Here is a 15,075-nt window from a genome sequence, read left to right on the forward strand (position 1 = left end):
CTGCCGATTGAAATCGTTAAAAATGGGGATGGGGGAAGTACGAAGTAAGAGGTATGAAGTGAGAGGTTACTAGTGAACAGTTGTCCGCAAACAGTCCTTTTGTAATACATAAAGAATCATAAACCTTTGAGCATTTTGAAACCTGTCTACCGACAATGCAGATTCGTTTAAAGAAGTACAAAGTGGGATTGTTTGGCTTTTGTCAATTGATAATTGTTGATTGTGCATTAGATATGAACGGATGGACTATTCTTTACCTCGTTGATCACAAAAGAACTTTGGGTGTTGCCAATATTGGCAATGGCAGTAAGCTTTGTGAGCATAAAGTCTCGATAGCTTTTCATATCGGCAACATAGATTTTCAGAATATAATCGTAATCCCCCCCGACATGGAAGCATTCGGAAACCTCTTTCAATTGTAAAATCTCCTGTTCAAATTTTAGTACATTTTCTTTGGTATGATGGATCAACCGTATTTGACAGAGCACCATAAAATCCCTGCCGACTTTGTGCTTGTTCACCAATGCCGTGTATTGGGTAACCACACCATTGCGTTCCAATCGACGAATTCGTTCGTAGACCGCAGTTTTGGACAGATGCAAAGCATCCGCGTATTGTTTTGTGGTTTTTTTACTATCATTTTGAAGCAATCTGATCAATTCAACATCCAATTTATCCAATTTCATAACGTCAATTTTTCTAACATGCTTGGCTAAATTGTGTTTTTTAAGAACAATTTCCTAATATTTTTCATTTTAAAGAACATATTTCCTGATTTATCTACAAGGATTGACAATATTCCTGTGATATCTTATTTTTATCAAAAAACAACTCAAAATGGACTATAAAGCTTCAGAACACATACAGGACCTTCAATATTTCGGTGAATTTGGAGGTGTAAACCCTTCTATATCAGATTCATCAACCTATACCTTCCTATCTGCAAAAACCATGTTCGACACCTTCGAAGGAAACACGGAAGGCTGCTATTTGTATAGCCGTCACTCCTCCCCTTCTAACTTGTATTTGGGCGAGGCCATGGCGCAATTGGAAGGAACGGAATCCGCCAATGTTTATGCAAGTGGTATGGGAGCAATAACTGCGGTAATCCTTCAATTATGCAATGCTGGAGACCACATTGTCTGCAGTAGAACCATTTATGGGGGCACCTACGCGTTTTTGAAAAATTTCGTAAAAAAGTTCAATATCTCGGTATCCTTTATCGATATCACCGATTTAAATACGGTCGAAAAATCCATCACACCAAAAACCAAAATGATATATTGCGAAGCGATGAGCAATCCTCTTTTGGAAATAGCGGACATCCCTTCTCTCTCCAAAATCGCAAAGAAAAACAGTATGCCACTTGTAGTGGACAACACCTTTTCCCCGTTGAGCATAAGTGCTGCACAATTGGGGGCCGACATTGTTGTGCACAGTCTAACCAAATTTATAAACGGAAGCAGTGACTGTGTTGCAGGTGCCGTTTGTGCCTCTACCGATTTTTGCTTGAGCCTAAAAGATGTGAACAACGGAGCTGGTATGTTGTTGGGCAGCACTATGGACAGTTTGAGGGCCGCCTCCATTTTGAAAAATATGCGAACCCTCCACATTCGGATCAAAAAGCATAGCGAAAATGCCGATTATTTGGCAAAACAGTTCCAGAACGATGGTTTAACAGTTGTGTACCCCGGATTGGAAAACCATCCTGGCCATGATCTGATGAACGCCCAAATGAATCCCGAATACGGTTATGGGGGAATGCTCACCCTAGATGTTGGGTCAGTGGAAAAAGCAAACGCCCTAATGGAATCTATGCAACGAAAAAAACTCGGGTATTTAGCTGTAAGCTTGGGCTTTTACAAAACCCTTTTCAGTGCTTCTGGCACATCGACCTCCTCCGAAATTCCGGAAGAGGAACAAAAAGAAATTGGCCTATCGCAAGGACTTATCCGCTTTTCCATTGGTTTGGACAACGATATAAAAAAAACATACAAAACCATGCGGGAGTGCATGGAAGAGCTGGGAATCTTGGCTCCAGATACGAGTTTGGCCTAGTTCTCGAGCGTAAGGGGCTTGCACAACATAGTGCAAAATCGTAATATTACCTTCTAACAAACTCAGACCAAATGCCGAAAAATACGGAAAAGCCTAAATTTAGGGAAGATGAAAACATAGTAGAAAATAAAAATTTGTCAATAGGGGAAGCACTGATTCCAGTTATTGCCCTTGTTGCCATGTTGGCATACAATGTCTATGTTTTTGGGGACGATGCCCTTAGTGGCTCCAACCAGTTTATCCTTTTAATGGGCGGTGCCGTTGCAGCGGTAGTTGGTATTTTTAATAAGGTATCGTACAAAAGTATGATTGCAGAAGTGGCCGAAAATGTTCGGTCCACCACAGGTGCCCTACTTATCCTTTTAATGGTAGGTGCTTTGTCAGGCACTTGGTTGATCAGCGGAATTATTCCGGCAATGATCTATTATGGCCTTCAAATATTGAATCCTACCATATTTTTGGCCGCCAGCGTTGTAATCTGTGCCATAATCTCCATTGCCACGGGAAGTAGTTGGACCACTGCAGCTACCGTTGGTATTGCCTTGATCGGTATCGGGGATGCTTTGGGCATTTCGTTGGGAATGACGGCCGGTGCCGTACTCTCTGGAGCGTATTTTGGAGATAAAATGTCTCCTTTGAGCGATACGACCAATTTGGCACCCGCCATGGCCGGTGGGGATTTGTTCTCCCACATACGCTACATGACCTACACCACAGTTCCCACTATTATGGTAACCCTGATCGTTTTTATTATTCTTGGTTTCACCATTGATACATCCGGAGTGGCGGATACAAGTTATCTGCTCGAGAATATAGGTTCTACCTTTAACATAAACGGTTGGCTTTTTATCGTACCCTTGGCCGTAATCGCATTGATCGTTAAAAAAGCCCCGCCGTTAATGGCGCTTTTGATAGGAACCTTGCTGGGTGGCGTATTCGCACTAATTTTTCAGCCGGACATTGTTGCCAACATTGGTGGCGGGACCTCCCTAAATTTCGAGTCAGGCTACAAAGGCATTTTAAATGCCATAACTGTTGATGCTGCAATTACGACCGAAGATCCCGTATTGAACGATTTGTTCTCCTCAGGCGGTATGTCGGGTATGCTCGGTACCATCTGGTTAATTGTATGTGCCATGGTATTTGGTGGTATTATGGATGGTATCGGAGCTCTGGAACGCATTACGGAATCGCTCTTAAAATTGGCCAAGACCACTTTTGGGCTGTTTGCCAGTACAGTAGGCAGTTGTTTGGCATTGAATGTAACAGCGTCCGATCAGTATTTAGCAATTGTAGTACCCGGCAAAATGTTCTCCAAAGCTTACGAAGAAAGGGGACTGGCCCCCGAAAACCTGAGTAGGTCTCTTGAAGATTCGGGAACCGTAACTTCTGTTTTGGTCCCTTGGAATACATGCGGGGCATACCACAGCGGTGTTTTGGGTGTAGGGGTAGCCGAATATGCGGTATATGCTATTTTTAACTGGTTAAGTCCGATTATGACATTACTTTTTGCCGCTTTTAGAATCAAGATAAAACAACTGGCCACTCCAAGCGGGGAATAAATTTTCGCCCTGGTTTTTAAACATCTTCATTTTATTGAGAACTCTTCAAAATATGTTGCTCAATTTTGAGACATGCTCAATTTAAACACATCTTTTTTATGGCATAGTAACGGATTATCCAGCTATAAGAAATAGCAATTTACATTCTTGAAAAAGCCATAAAACCACTCTATTTTTGCTACTAGAAAATCAAAAAAATCCAATAAATGACTTTAGTAGGAAGAAAATTTCCAAGTATTGAGGTAAACGCCATCGATGAAATGGGCGATACATTCAAAATCAATATTTTAGAGAAAGCCAAGGCAGAGAACAAAAAAGTATTGTTGTTCTGGTACCCTAAAGATTTCACTTTTGTGTGCCCAACAGAACTCTTTGCCTTTCAGCAAAACTTAAGCGAGTTTGAAAAAAGAAATACCATAGTGATCGGTGCTTCTTGCGATACTGCCGAAGTTCATTTCGCATGGTTGAACACTGAAAAGGACAATGGTGGAATCGAAGGTGTTTCTTATCCCCTAGTTTCCGATAGCAACAGGAATTTGGCATCTGCCTTGGGGATATTGGACATTATGAAGGAAGACTATAACGAGGAAACCAATTCCGTTATGGTAGAGGGCGACAATGTAACCTACAGAGCCACTTACTTGATCGATGAAGAAGGGACCGTTTTTCATGAGAGCATCAACCACATGCCATTGGGAAGAAATGTTAGCGAATTCTTGCGCTTGGTGGACGCATATACCCACGTACAGGAAAAAGGCGAGGTTTGTCCAGCAAACTGGGAAGAAGGTAAAGAAGCCATGAACGCCGACAGAGCTGGTGTATCCAATTACTTGGCCAACCACGTAAACTAAGACGATATGGTTCTAGAATTGGACAAAGACAATTTGAGTGAGGTCATTGCCGGCAACGACAACGTTGTGGTGCAATACAGCGCATCGTGGTGCGGCAACTGCAGGATCATGAAGCCGAAGTTCAAAAAAGAAGCTTCGTTGAACGAGAATATTAAGTTTGTAATGGTCGATGCCGAAAAATTCCCGGAATCCAGAAAATTGGCCAATGTGGACAACCTGCCCACTTTTGCCACTTTCTCCAAGGGATCCTTGAAAAATCAGGTACAGACCAATAAGTACGATGTTTTAAAAGACTTGATCAATGAAATTGCCCATAATTAAACAAATGGTCAACTTTGCCGAAGAGCACGATGAGGATTATCTTCAAGAAACGGCGGACACTTTGGAAAGTGTTTGTGAGGTTTCCAGCTTGAAAGATGAGGAACTGGACATTATCGGCGAGTTGATCTCCAATCTTTATGGTGCCATAGAGGTATCCAACGAAATCAAAAAAGGGACTCCCAAGAAAGAAGCCCTGAATGGTTTTATGTCAAGGGTACTCGGCTCCATAGACAAGTAGCGGACATTGAATTGCAAGTAGAAATAAGAACCTTCCCGTAACAGACTTCGGGAAGGTTTTTTTAGTATTTTTGGATTCGAATCAAAACTACGAATATGGCAACTGTAACATTAAAAGGAAACGAAATTCATACCCTCGGGAATCTACCCGAAATAGGTGCCCAGGCACCGAATTTTACTTTAGTAAAAAATGATCTTTCAACCGTAGACCTATCCAACTACAAAGGCCAAAAGGTCGTTCTCAATATTTTTCCGAGCATCGATACGGGAACATGTGCACAATCCGTGCGCCAGTTCAACCAAGAAGCGGCCGAATTGGAAAATACCAAAATATTGTGCATATCCAAGGATCTTCCCTTTGCCCAGGCACGTTTTTGTGGTGCAGAAGGAATTGATAAAGTAGAGACCCTTTCCGATTTTAGGGATGGTAACTTTGGTAAATCCTACAATGTGGAATTTACCGATGGCCCATTGCAAGGCCTACATTCTCGATCGGTAGTAGTGGTCAACGAAAATGGCGAAGTAATCTATTCCGAACAAGTGGCGGAAACTGTGGACGAACCCAATTACAAAGCCGCCCTTGAAGCATTGATGGATGCCTAAAGAATCTTTCTTAAAAAATAGGATCAAAAGCGTGGGTTACGCCCTCAAGGGCATGTTTTTGTTATTACGGACAGAACCCAGCATAAAAATCCAGTTTATTATCGCTTTGATAGTTACGGCCCTTGGGTTTTACTTTCAAATAACGGAAACCGAATGGGCCTTACAACTTTTATCCATAGGTATGGTTATGGGTATTGAAGGCGCAAATACTGCAATTGAAAAAATCTGTGACTATGTTCAACCGAATTTAGATCCTAAAATTGGTCTAATAAAAGATATTTCGGCAGGAGCCGTTATGATAGTGTCCATAATTGCGAGCATCATTGGATTGATCATCTATGTACCCAAGATATTTTAGAAAAAATCCAACAACCCAATAAGCAACGTAAATTTGTAACTTAGCCCCGCTTAAAACCGATTGATGGCCAAAAAAAGAACAAAATCCAAATCGAGCAAGACCACCAAAACTGCCAAAAAGAAAGTGTCCTTTACACTTTCCAAGCAGAACAAGATTATTTTTGGTAGCCTATTGATTGTTCTGAGCATTGCGCTTTTCTTTTCATTTATGTCGTTTTATTTTACTTGGCAAGAGGATCAAAGTATGCTGTCCCAATTTGCGGACCGCAATGCCGAGGCCAGTAATTTGCTCAACAAATTTGGGGCCAATGTGAGCCACTTTTTTATGTACAAAGGATTCGGGCTGGCCTCTTTTACATTTCCGTTTTTATTGGCCATAACAGGATTGTACCTATTTCTTGGCCTAAACACTAAACGATTGGTCTCTAAATGGGTATGGGGATTGGTCGGAGTAATCTGGGGGGCTGTGGCCCTTGGTTTCTTTGCTGCCGATTTTCCACTTTTGGGAGGTCTTATTGGTTACGAAATAAACGATTTTCTTCAGGACTATACCGGTAAGATCGGAGTCTTCTTGATTCTGGTTTTTGTTCTCATGGTAATATTGGTGCAATTGTTCAACTTTACTCCAGAAGGATTTGCCAATTTCTTTAAAAGGCAAAAACAGAAAATACAATCGGACTTGAAGGACGAACCATCAACAAAAACCACGGAATCCCCTATTGAAGATGAAGAAGACGGCTTGGTATTGACCACAGAGGATACCGTGCCCGAAAAAGTAGACACCTATACCCATAAGAAAGATATTCCTCCATTGGATGTAGCTGGGCTCGACGTAAACATTCCCGAGGAGGAAGAATCCGATATATCCCTAAAAGTAGAGGAAACCCCTATCGAAGAGGAAACCGATGCCAAGGCAGCCAAATTGGTAGAAGACTTTGGTGAGTTCGACCCAAAATTGGAATTGGGGAACTATAAATTTCCAACAATGGACCTTTTGGAGGCACACGGTGCTTCGGGAGGCATTACCATCAATCAAGAAGAACTGGAGGAGAACAAAAACCGGATAGTAAGCACCCTCAAAAATTATAAAATCGGGATTGCACAAATCAAGGCTACCATTGGACCAACTGTTACCCTCTACGAAATTGTTCCCGAAGCCGGAATCCGTATCTCCAAAATCAAAAACCTGGAAGACGACATCGCTCTCTCTTTGGCTGCACTGGGCATTCGGATCATTGCCCCGATTCCCGGCAAAGGAACGGTAGGTATCGAGGTACCCAACAAAAACGCAACCATTGTATCCATGAGGTCGGTTATTGCATCCAATAAGTTCCAAAAGGCCGAAATGGAACTACCTATTGCCTTTGGAAAAACAATCAGTAACGAAACATTTGTGGTCGACCTTGCCAAAATGCCCCACCTGCTCATGGCCGGTGCTACGGGACAAGGAAAGTCCGTAGGTTTAAATGCTGTAATTACATCTTTGCTCTATAAAAAACACCCAGCAGAGGTCAAGTTTATTTTCGTAGATCCCAAGAAGGTTGAATTGACCCTTTACAATAAAATCGAACGTCATTTTTTGGCCAAATTGCCCGATTCCGACGAGGCCATTATTACGGACAACACAAAAGTGATCAACACCTTGAACTCGCTTTGTATTGAAATGGACAATAGATATGAGCTGTTAAAAACTGCCATGGTCCGGAACATTAAAGAATACAATGCAAAATTCAAGGCAAGAAAATTAAACCCGAATGATGGGCACAAGTTTTTACCCTACATTGTATTGGTCATTGATGAGTTCGCCGACCTGATCATGACGGCCGGCAAGGAAGTGGAAACCCCAATTGCCAGATTGGCACAATTGGCACGAGCCATCGGAATCCACTTGATCATTGCTACACAAAGACCATCGGTTAATGTGATCACCGGTATAATCAAGGCTAACTTCCCCGCACGTATAGCTTTTAGGGTAACCTCTAAGATTGACTCTAGAACTATTTTGGATGCACAAGGTGCCGACCAGCTCATCGGTCGCGGAGATATGCTCTATACCCAAGGAAACGATGTTACAAGGCTGCAATGTGCTTTTGTGGACACGCCTGAGGTAGCTAAAATAACGGACTACATAGGCTCCCAACGGGCTTACCCCGAAGCGCACTTACTGCCAGAGTATGTCGGTGAAGAAAGTGGCACAAGTCTTGATAATGATATCGCGGACAGGGATGCCATGTTCAGGGAGGCTGCCGAGGTTATCGTGACGGCCCAACAGGGTTCCGCATCTTTGATCCAACGTAAATTAAAATTGGGATACAACAGAGCTGGTCGAATCATAGATCAGTTGGAGGCAGCAGGAATTGTTGGACCATTCGAAGGAAGCAAGGCAAGACAAGTTCTGGTTCCCGATATGTACGCCCTAGATCAACTATTAGAAAATGAAGCAAAATAAGACCATGATGATCAAGAAAAGTATTCTTTTAATTGTATTGTTTGCCACAGGGCTTTTTTCTTACGGCCAAAACTCTGAAAAAGCCAAGGCACTTTTGGATGAAGTTTACAACAAAGTTCAAAGTTACGACAACATACATATTGATTTCCAATCCACTTTGGAAAACACAGAAGCGAACCTAAAACAGGAAACCAACGGTAACGTAACCCTTGCCGGCGAAAAATATGTACTTAACTATTTCGGGGCCAATCAACTTTACGACGGAAAAAAAGTGTACACCGTGGTTCCAGAAAATGAAGAAGTGACCATAGAAAATGTCAACGAGGACAACGACAACGTAAGCCCTTCCAAAATGTTGACCTTCTACAAAACGGGACATAACTATAAATGGGACATCCTACAAAATGTGGGAGGAAGAAAAATACAGTACGTTAAACTAATCCCCATCGACTCCAACACCGAGATCAAATCCGTTCTGCTAGGTATCGACATACAGACCAAGCACATTTATAAATTGATCCAAACGGGAAACAACGGTACAAAAACCACTATCACCGTTAATTCTTTCAAAACCAATCAGCCCATTTCAAGTACTCTGTTTACCTTTGACGAGAAAAAGTACGAGGACAAAGGGTACTATATTATAAGAAACTAGGCATTGAAAATACTTGATCAGTATATACTAAGAAGATTTTTATACAACTTCTTCAGTTCCTTCTTCATTCTGATCGTCATATTCATCTTTCAGGGAATATGGCTTTTCATAGATGATCTTGCGGGAAAAGGACTGGGCATGGTTATTATTGGCAAGTTTATTTTCTACTTTATCCCAACCTTGGTGGACAAGGTACTACCTTTAACGGTTCTCCTCTCCTCCATCCTTACCTTTGGTACTTTTGCCGAAAACTATGAGTTTGCGGCAATGAAAGCTTCGGGAATATCTTTGCAACGGGGAATGCGAAGCTTGATCGTTTTTGTACTGTTCCTTGGCCTGGTCACTTTCTTTTTTGCAAATGATGTAATCCCAAAATCGGAGCAGAAAATGTTCAACCTCAGAAAAAATATAGCCAAAGTAAAACCGGCAGCTGCCATTACAGAAGGTGTTTTTAGTGATTTTGAAGGAACAGGTGAGGGCATGAACATAAAAGTTGATAAAAAATATGGTGAACAAGACCGTTTTCTAGATAATGTGATCATCCATAAAAAAACAGACCAGAATATAAACAATGAGGTTATCAAGGCGAAATCCGGTGAATTGATCAGTAGTGAGGAATCCGATATCATTCAACTGGTGCTTAAAGATGGAAATTATTACCTCGAACATCTCCCAAAAGATTCCAAGGAGCGCCGAAAACAGCCATTTGCCAGGGCAGATTTTGAAAAGTACACCATTAATATCGATATTTCCGAGCTCGATGAGCAGGACCTGGAAGAAGATCAAAATATTACGACCAACAAAATGAAAAATGTAGGTCGATTGATAAAGGATATCGACTCTCTTCGTGAAAACAATTTGGAAAAAGTGGAAGCCTTTTCCAAAAACGTGACCAATCGAATGGGAGCTTTTCCGGTTAAAAGACCACGGGACACTACCCAAAAAAAATTGGAACTCATCCAACCCGAAATCAAGAAAAATACAGAAAAAGAAGAGGACTCCATTACAACCATCGATGGGTTTATTGCAAGTTTGGAACAATGGGAACAGATCCAGGTAATGAAAAAGGCCCAAAATGAGATTTCAAGTATTTTAAATACAGTAAAATCAAAAAAGAACGAACTTCAAAGCAGGTATAAATTTTATAATAGCCATATTTTATCCCTGCACCAAAAGTATGCCCTTGCCCTATCCTGTATCATTTTGTTTTTCGTTGGGGCGCCCTTAGGGGCCATTATTCGAAAAGGAGGACTGGGATTGCCCATGGTCGTTGCAATAATCTTATTTTTGACGTATTACTTTATCGGTGTATTTGCCGGAAATTACGCCAAAGAAGGAAACATTCACCCCGCAATTGGGGCTTGGCTGCCCACGTTGATCATGCTGCCCTTGGGCATTTCGCTTACCAGACGTGCAACTGCGGATAAGGGGTTGGTAGGATTCGGTCATTTTATAGACCGCATCAAATCATTATTTAAAAAGAAAGACACAGAAGAAGACCAATGATCGCCATGGACAAAAAAATAGAATTGGATGCCATAGAAGATGCTATAGCCGATATTAGGGAAGGGAAGGTAATAATTGTAGTGGATGATGAAAACAGAGAGAACGAAGGTGATTTTTTGGCGGCGGCAGAACTGATTACTCCGGAGACCATCAATTTTATGGCCACACATGGCCGGGGCCTTATCTGTGCACCTCTTACCGAGGGTCGTTGTAAAGAACTGGGGCTACATAAAATGGTAAATCACAACACCGACCCGTTGGAGACCGCTTTTACTGTTTCTGTGGATTTAAGAGGACATGGGGTTACCACAGGGATTTCGGCTTCCGATAGGGCCAAAACGGTTCTGGCACTGACCAAAGAGGAAACCAAACCCCACGAACTGGCGCGTCCAGGACATATTTTTCCGTTGATTGCCAAAGAGGGAGGGGTACTGCGCCGTACAGGCCACACCGAAGCTGCCATTGACTTTGCCAGATTGGCCGGACTGCAACCGGCCGGGGTAATTGTGGAAATAATGAACGAAGATGGATCTATGGCCCGTTTGCCACAGTTAATGAAAGTTGCCAAAAAGTTTGACCTAAAAATTGTTTCGATAGAGGATCTGATCGCCTATCGTATGGAGCACGATAGCCTTATCGAGCTCAAAGAGTCGTTTACCATAAATACCAGGTTTGGTGCATTTCGTTTGCGGGCCTACAAGCAAACCACCAACAACCAGGTGCACGTTGCTTTGTTGAAAGGTAATTGGAAGAGCGGTGAACCAGTATTGACCCGTATCAACTCTACCTTGGTAAACAACGATATTCTGGGGACATTGACCAATAATCCCGATGAAACTTTACAGCGTATGTTCAATGCCTTGAACACAGAAGACAAAAGTGCGATGATCTTTATAAATCAAGGCAACCAATCCATGAATTTATTGAGCAGGTTGTCCGAATTTAAAAAACTACAAGGAGAAGGCATAAACAAGGCTCCAAAAATTGAAATGGACAACAAGGATTTTGGAATCGGCGCACAAATTTTACACGACTTAAATATTTCCAAGATCCGTTTGCTTACCAATTCTGGGCAAACCAGGCGCGTTGGTATGGTAGGCTATGGCTTGGAAATCGTGGAGTATGTAAAATACTGATTTGAAAGTTCAACATCACCGAACTAGATGCAATCGATAACAGACCACTTATAACACTGCCTTTATGGCATCGACCATTTGCTTGGCCCGTGTTTTAACCTCCTCTTCCGACCATCCCAATTTGATCAAACAGGAAATGTTCCTGGACATCCATTTATCAGATTCAGAGAAATCAGCTTCGTTGTAATCTGGCAATACCTCCTTTACATCTTTTGAAAGATTTCCCAACGACTTCATATTGGTCAAATGCTCCCACTTTTTATAATAGTGCCAATTGTTGTTATACCAATAAAAACATCCATCTACTCCCATATCACCTAACACTTGGTGCGCTTTTTGGGCTAGATTTTCCGAAGGAAGGAAAAAACTTAGAAATGAATAGTTCTCTTCTCCTCCGTTCGGTACGGTTCTAAAAACCACTTCGGGAATGCTGAACAAGGCTTCTCGCAAAATACTATAGTTCCGTTTTTGAATGTTTAAAAACTCATCCAGCCGAGAAAGTTGAGCCACCCCAACTGCTGAGTTCATTTCAGAAATACGGAAATTATATCCTAAAAATGGGTGCTCTTCTGCTCCCCTGTTGTTTCCTATATGGTCGTGGCCATGATCGGCATATTTATGGGCATTTTCATAATAGGTGCCATTATTGGTGATTATGGCTCCGCCTTCACCACAGGTAATGGTCTTAACATAATCAAACGAAAAACATCCCATATCACCAATACTACCCAAAGGTTTACCATTGTAGGTGCCCCCAATCGCTTGGCAAGCATCTTCCAATAACAACAATCCATGTTGATCACAAATGGCTTTCAGCGCATCCAAATTGGCCATAGATCCGCACATATGTACGGGCATAATTACCTTGGTTCTTGGAGAGATTGCTTTTTCAACGGCTTCGGGTTTTAATGTTAGCGTATCATCAATATCGGCCAAAATCGGTACAGCTCCAAGTGCCAATATGGATTCAAAACTTGCAACAAATGTAAACGTTGGCATTATTACTTCGTCACCCGCCCCCACTCCTGCACTGGCCAACGCCACTGTTAAAGCGGCTGTTCCACTACTTACTGCGTGGGCATATTTAACCTGCATTCTTTTCGCCAAAGCAGTCTCCAGCTCTTTGGTTTTCCAGTGTCCATTTCGCATGGCATCAAACCCGTAGCGCATTAACACTCCGGAGTCCATAACGTCCTGTACTTCTTTTCTTTCCTTGTCTCCAAAAAGTTCAAATCCTGGCATACTAATCTTATTTTAAAAGAACCATAGTTTAATGGCCATTAAAACTACGGCGATAACTAAAAATGTTTTAATAAATCCGTCTCCCTTATTTACCGAAAACCTACTGGCGAACCACGCGCCCGAGCCATTTCCAATGGCGAGTATAAGACCTAATTTCCAGTCTACTTTATCGTTATAAGCAAATACGGCCAGTGCCGATAACATATATATCAATACCACAACAACTTTGGTAGCATTGGACCGCACCAAACTCATATGATTAAAATAATGCAAAAAAAGTATTGTTAAAAACCCGAGGCCCGCATTGATAAAGCCTCCATAAATTCCAAAAAAGAAGAATACGATAATGGCGATCCACAGATATTTTCCCGTAAGTCGCTCTTGAATGTCATCTATCCTCATTTTAGGTTTAAAAATAATGATGAGCACCACGGCCATCATCACTATGGCCAATATTCTATTGAAGGTTTCATCATCAATATCCACTGCAATATATGCACCGATTATAGCCCCCAAAAAAGCGGAAATCCCCAAATAAATATTAAATGGATAAGTACTGATCCCCTTGCTTTTAAACCCAGCGGTGGCCATAGCGTTCTGGATCACAATAGCCACACGATTGGTGCCATTGGCCATAGCGGGAGGCAATCCCAAAAATATAAGTGTGGGCAAGGAGAGTAAGGAACCTCCTCCTGCAACAGTGTTAATAAATCCAACTGCAAATCCGACTGCGACCAAGAGGCAATAATGATACCATTCTAGCATAACAGCAAAGGTATGACCATTGCCTTAAAATAGCTTTATGAATCTACCAAAGTTTGAAGGTGATTTGTAAAGATGGCAGGATGGGGAATTTATTTTCAGAATATTATAAAAAGGTCTTTTGGGATAACAAAAACCTTTATATATTTGCACCCGCTTAGGAGGAATGGCAGAGTGGTCGAATGCGGCAGTCTTGAAAACTGTTGAGGGTCACACCTCCGGGGGTTCGAATCCCTCTTCCTCCGCAATCAAGCGCAACTTTGGTTCTGCTTGAAAAAATAAATCCCGTCAAGTTTTCTTGAACGGGATTTTGTTTTTTTAAGATGAGGATTCAAAAGCAATGCAAAGTTGCATTTGCAAAATGTATCAATAGGGAAAACCTAAGGTAATCCATATTTATCCGTTAATTAACATAAAAAAGCCCCATGAAGTTCATGGGGCCTAAACGTAGGTTTATCGACCTACTACATTTTTAACCTCATGAACATTTCATGGGTATTGTCGCTAAGATTATCAATGTTTTTACTGGTAGATGCTTCATAGGCATAACCAATATTAAAACCGTTGCTGATATTGAACAGCACCAGCCCTCCAAAACTCTCATCGAATCTGTACAAAGCTCCAAACTCAAACCGTTCCCCAAAATCAAGGATACCGGTCAATTCCAAAGAGATAGGCGATGCATCTACATAACGAAACATTCCAGAGGTTTTCAAATCCAAGGTCTTGCCCAATAAAAATGTATAGCCACCGCTCAAATAGGCATGCAATCGGTTTTCACTTAGATACGCATTGCCATCACGCTCCTCCAAACGGTCCGAGCTCAAAAGCTTGGGCGTGGACAAGGAAATAAAATAGCGCTCATGTTGGAGGTAGGTCCCTGCCCCAATGTTCGGCGTAAAGCGGCTATCTACGTTAGTTAAAGCTGCATCTTGCCCTACCCCGTATGTTACCAATCCATCGGTATTGGCCTTATAGGAGTTTGCACTACCTTTTAGACCAAAATATAGTTTTATTTCTTCATTAAGTTGAATAAAGTACGAAACGTCCACAGCCAACCATGTTTGCTTCTCAATAAAGGTCTGGTCGTTTAGGATAGATACTCCCAATCCAAGTTTTTTGCCAACAGGCATGCCAAAAATAGCACTTTGGCTTTCTGGTGCGCCTTCCACACCTGCCCATTGACTCCTAAAACCCAACACCAGCTCAGAAGTCTCTGAACTACCTGCGAATGCAGGATTTATAATATTCATACTATATCGATAAAAAGAATAATTGGGGTCTTGTTGACCTGCTGCCATAATGGTAAATAGCAGGGCCATGATTAAAACTTGTG

General features: G+C 41.8%; 15 protein-coding genes and 1 tRNA gene. 12 read left to right on the forward strand and 4 right to left on the reverse strand.

The window, feature by feature from the left end; genetic code table 11:
• Nucleotides 1-227: 227 nt before the first annotated feature.
• Entirely contained in the window at nucleotides 228-686 is a 459-nt protein-coding gene (locus tag AB9K32_RS05685) for an Lrp/AsnC family transcriptional regulator (protein ID WP_369884631.1), read from the reverse strand.
• Nucleotides 687-837: 151 nt separating this feature from the next.
• Between AB9K32_RS05685 and AB9K32_RS05690 the strand changes: the two genes are divergently transcribed.
• The 11 genes from AB9K32_RS05690 (at nucleotide 838) to ribB (ending at nucleotide 11,735) form a co-directional block, all read left to right on the forward strand.
• Nucleotides 838-2,058, forward strand: coding sequence for an aminotransferase class I/II-fold pyridoxal phosphate-dependent enzyme (locus tag AB9K32_RS05690; RefSeq protein WP_369884632.1), 1,221 nt, complete (start codon nucleotides 838-840; stop codon nucleotides 2,056-2,058).
• 71 nt (nucleotides 2,059-2,129) lie between these two features.
• The gene (gene nhaC, locus AB9K32_RS05695; protein ID WP_252079866.1) at nucleotides 2,130-3,620 is read left to right on the forward strand and encodes a Na+/H+ antiporter NhaC; all 1,491 of its coding nucleotides are present in this window, start codon (nucleotides 2,130-2,132) and stop codon (nucleotides 3,618-3,620) included.
• Between the two features lie 206 nt (nucleotides 3,621-3,826).
• Nucleotides 3,827-4,471, forward strand: a complete 645-nt coding sequence (locus tag AB9K32_RS05700; protein ID WP_224836779.1) for a peroxiredoxin — start codon at nucleotides 3,827-3,829, stop codon at nucleotides 4,469-4,471.
• A gap of 6 nt (nucleotides 4,472-4,477) precedes the next feature.
• Nucleotides 4,478-4,792 carry a co-chaperone YbbN gene (locus AB9K32_RS05705; protein ID WP_224836778.1) on the forward strand — a complete coding sequence of 105 codons (315 nt, stop codon included), beginning with the start codon at nucleotides 4,478-4,480 and terminating at the stop codon, nucleotides 4,790-4,792.
• Nucleotides 4,773-5,030: a hypothetical protein gene (locus AB9K32_RS05710; protein WP_224836777.1), complete on the forward strand. Its 258-nt coding sequence runs from the start codon at nucleotides 4,773-4,775 to the stop codon at nucleotides 5,028-5,030. Before AB9K32_RS05705 ends, AB9K32_RS05710 begins: the two co-directional genes overlap by 20 nt.
• A gap of 95 nt (nucleotides 5,031-5,125) precedes the next feature.
• Entirely contained in the window at nucleotides 5,126-5,632 is a 507-nt protein-coding gene (gene tpx / locus AB9K32_RS05715; RefSeq protein ID WP_224836776.1) for a thiol peroxidase, read from the forward strand.
• Nucleotides 5,625-5,990 carry a diacylglycerol kinase family protein gene (locus AB9K32_RS05720; RefSeq protein WP_369884633.1) on the forward strand — a complete coding sequence of 122 codons (366 nt, stop codon included), beginning with the start codon at nucleotides 5,625-5,627 and terminating at the stop codon, nucleotides 5,988-5,990. The genes tpx and AB9K32_RS05720 overlap by 8 nt, the downstream gene beginning before the upstream one ends.
• Before the next feature lie 63 nt (nucleotides 5,991-6,053).
• Nucleotides 6,054-8,438, forward strand: a complete 2,385-nt coding sequence (locus AB9K32_RS05725; RefSeq protein WP_369884634.1) for a DNA translocase FtsK — start codon at nucleotides 6,054-6,056, stop codon at nucleotides 8,436-8,438.
• Nucleotides 8,439-8,445: 7 nt separating this feature from the next.
• Complete coding sequence (locus AB9K32_RS05730) at nucleotides 8,446-9,093, forward strand: outer membrane lipoprotein carrier protein LolA (protein ID WP_369884815.1); 648 nt, start codon at nucleotides 8,446-8,448, stop codon at nucleotides 9,091-9,093.
• A gap of 3 nt (nucleotides 9,094-9,096) precedes the next feature.
• Nucleotides 9,097-10,599, forward strand: a complete 1,503-nt coding sequence (locus AB9K32_RS05735; RefSeq protein ID WP_369884635.1) for an LptF/LptG family permease — start codon at nucleotides 9,097-9,099, stop codon at nucleotides 10,597-10,599.
• Between the two features lie 5 nt (nucleotides 10,600-10,604).
• The gene (gene ribB / locus AB9K32_RS05740) at nucleotides 10,605-11,735 is read left to right on the forward strand and encodes a 3,4-dihydroxy-2-butanone-4-phosphate synthase (protein ID WP_369884636.1); all 1,131 of its coding nucleotides are present in this window, start codon (nucleotides 10,605-10,607) and stop codon (nucleotides 11,733-11,735) included.
• A 48-nt stretch (nucleotides 11,736-11,783) separates the two neighbouring features.
• Here ribB and AB9K32_RS05745 read toward each other — a convergent pair whose 3' ends face one another.
• Both AB9K32_RS05745 and AB9K32_RS05750 read right to left on the reverse strand, forming a co-directional pair.
• The gene (locus tag AB9K32_RS05745) at nucleotides 11,784-12,977 is read right to left on the reverse strand and encodes a DegT/DnrJ/EryC1/StrS family aminotransferase (protein ID WP_369884637.1); all 1,194 of its coding nucleotides are present in this window, start codon (nucleotides 12,975-12,977) and stop codon (nucleotides 11,784-11,786) included.
• A gap of 12 nt (nucleotides 12,978-12,989) precedes the next feature.
• Complete coding sequence (locus tag AB9K32_RS05750; RefSeq protein ID WP_224836770.1) at nucleotides 12,990-13,742, reverse strand: sulfite exporter TauE/SafE family protein; 753 nt, start codon at nucleotides 13,740-13,742, stop codon at nucleotides 12,990-12,992.
• 157 nt (nucleotides 13,743-13,899) lie between these two features.
• Here AB9K32_RS05750 and AB9K32_RS05755 point away from each other — a divergent pair.
• Nucleotides 13,900-13,984: transfer RNA gene (locus AB9K32_RS05755), tRNA-Ser, on the forward strand.
• Between the two features lie 219 nt (nucleotides 13,985-14,203).
• On the opposite strand, the gene AB9K32_RS05760 is transcribed toward AB9K32_RS05755, so the two are convergent.
• Nucleotides 14,204-15,061 carry a type IX secretion system membrane protein PorP/SprF gene (locus tag AB9K32_RS05760; protein WP_369884638.1) on the reverse strand — a complete coding sequence of 286 codons (858 nt, stop codon included), beginning with the start codon at nucleotides 15,059-15,061 and terminating at the stop codon, nucleotides 14,204-14,206.
• Between the last annotated feature and the right edge of the window lie 14 nt (nucleotides 15,062-15,075).

Origin of the sequence: Allomuricauda sp. XS_ASV26 (genome assembly GCF_041224615.1) — a bacterium.
Taxonomy (GTDB): Bacteria; Bacteroidota; Bacteroidia; order Flavobacteriales; family Flavobacteriaceae; genus Flagellimonas; species Flagellimonas alginolytica.

What these genes read in the sequence shown, in the direction of transcription:
- AB9K32_RS05685 (WP_369884631.1), bottom strand. Translation starts at nt 686, where the DNA reads ATGAAATTGGATAAATTGGATGTTGAATTGATCAGATTGCTTCAAAAT.
- AB9K32_RS05690 (WP_369884632.1), top strand. Translation starts at nt 838, where the DNA reads ATGGACTATAAAGCTTCAGAACACATACAGGACCTTCAATATTTCGGT.
- nhaC (WP_252079866.1), top strand. Translation starts at nt 2,130, where the DNA reads ATGCCGAAAAATACGGAAAAGCCTAAATTTAGGGAAGATGAAAACATA.
- AB9K32_RS05700 (WP_224836779.1), top strand. Translation starts at nt 3,827, where the DNA reads ATGACTTTAGTAGGAAGAAAATTTCCAAGTATTGAGGTAAACGCCATC.
- AB9K32_RS05705 (WP_224836778.1), top strand. Translation starts at nt 4,478, where the DNA reads ATGGTTCTAGAATTGGACAAAGACAATTTGAGTGAGGTCATTGCCGGC.
- AB9K32_RS05710 (WP_224836777.1), top strand. Translation starts at nt 4,773, where the DNA reads ATGAAATTGCCCATAATTAAACAAATGGTCAACTTTGCCGAAGAGCAC.
- tpx (WP_224836776.1), top strand. Translation starts at nt 5,126, where the DNA reads ATGGCAACTGTAACATTAAAAGGAAACGAAATTCATACCCTCGGGAAT.
- AB9K32_RS05720 (WP_369884633.1), top strand. Translation starts at nt 5,625, where the DNA reads ATGCCTAAAGAATCTTTCTTAAAAAATAGGATCAAAAGCGTGGGTTAC.
- AB9K32_RS05725 (WP_369884634.1), top strand. Translation starts at nt 6,054, where the DNA reads ATGGCCAAAAAAAGAACAAAATCCAAATCGAGCAAGACCACCAAAACT.
- AB9K32_RS05730 (WP_369884815.1), top strand. Translation starts at nt 8,446, where the DNA reads ATGATCAAGAAAAGTATTCTTTTAATTGTATTGTTTGCCACAGGGCTT.
- ribB (WP_369884636.1), top strand. Translation starts at nt 10,605, where the DNA reads ATGGACAAAAAAATAGAATTGGATGCCATAGAAGATGCTATAGCCGAT.
- AB9K32_RS05745 (WP_369884637.1), bottom strand. Translation starts at nt 12,977, where the DNA reads ATGCCAGGATTTGAACTTTTTGGAGACAAGGAAAGAAAAGAAGTACAG.
- AB9K32_RS05750 (WP_224836770.1), bottom strand. Translation starts at nt 13,742, where the DNA reads ATGCTAGAATGGTATCATTATTGCCTCTTGGTCGCAGTCGGATTTGCA.
- AB9K32_RS05760 (WP_369884638.1), bottom strand. Translation starts at nt 15,061, where the DNA reads ATGGCCCTGCTATTTACCATTATGGCAGCAGGTCAACAAGACCCCAAT.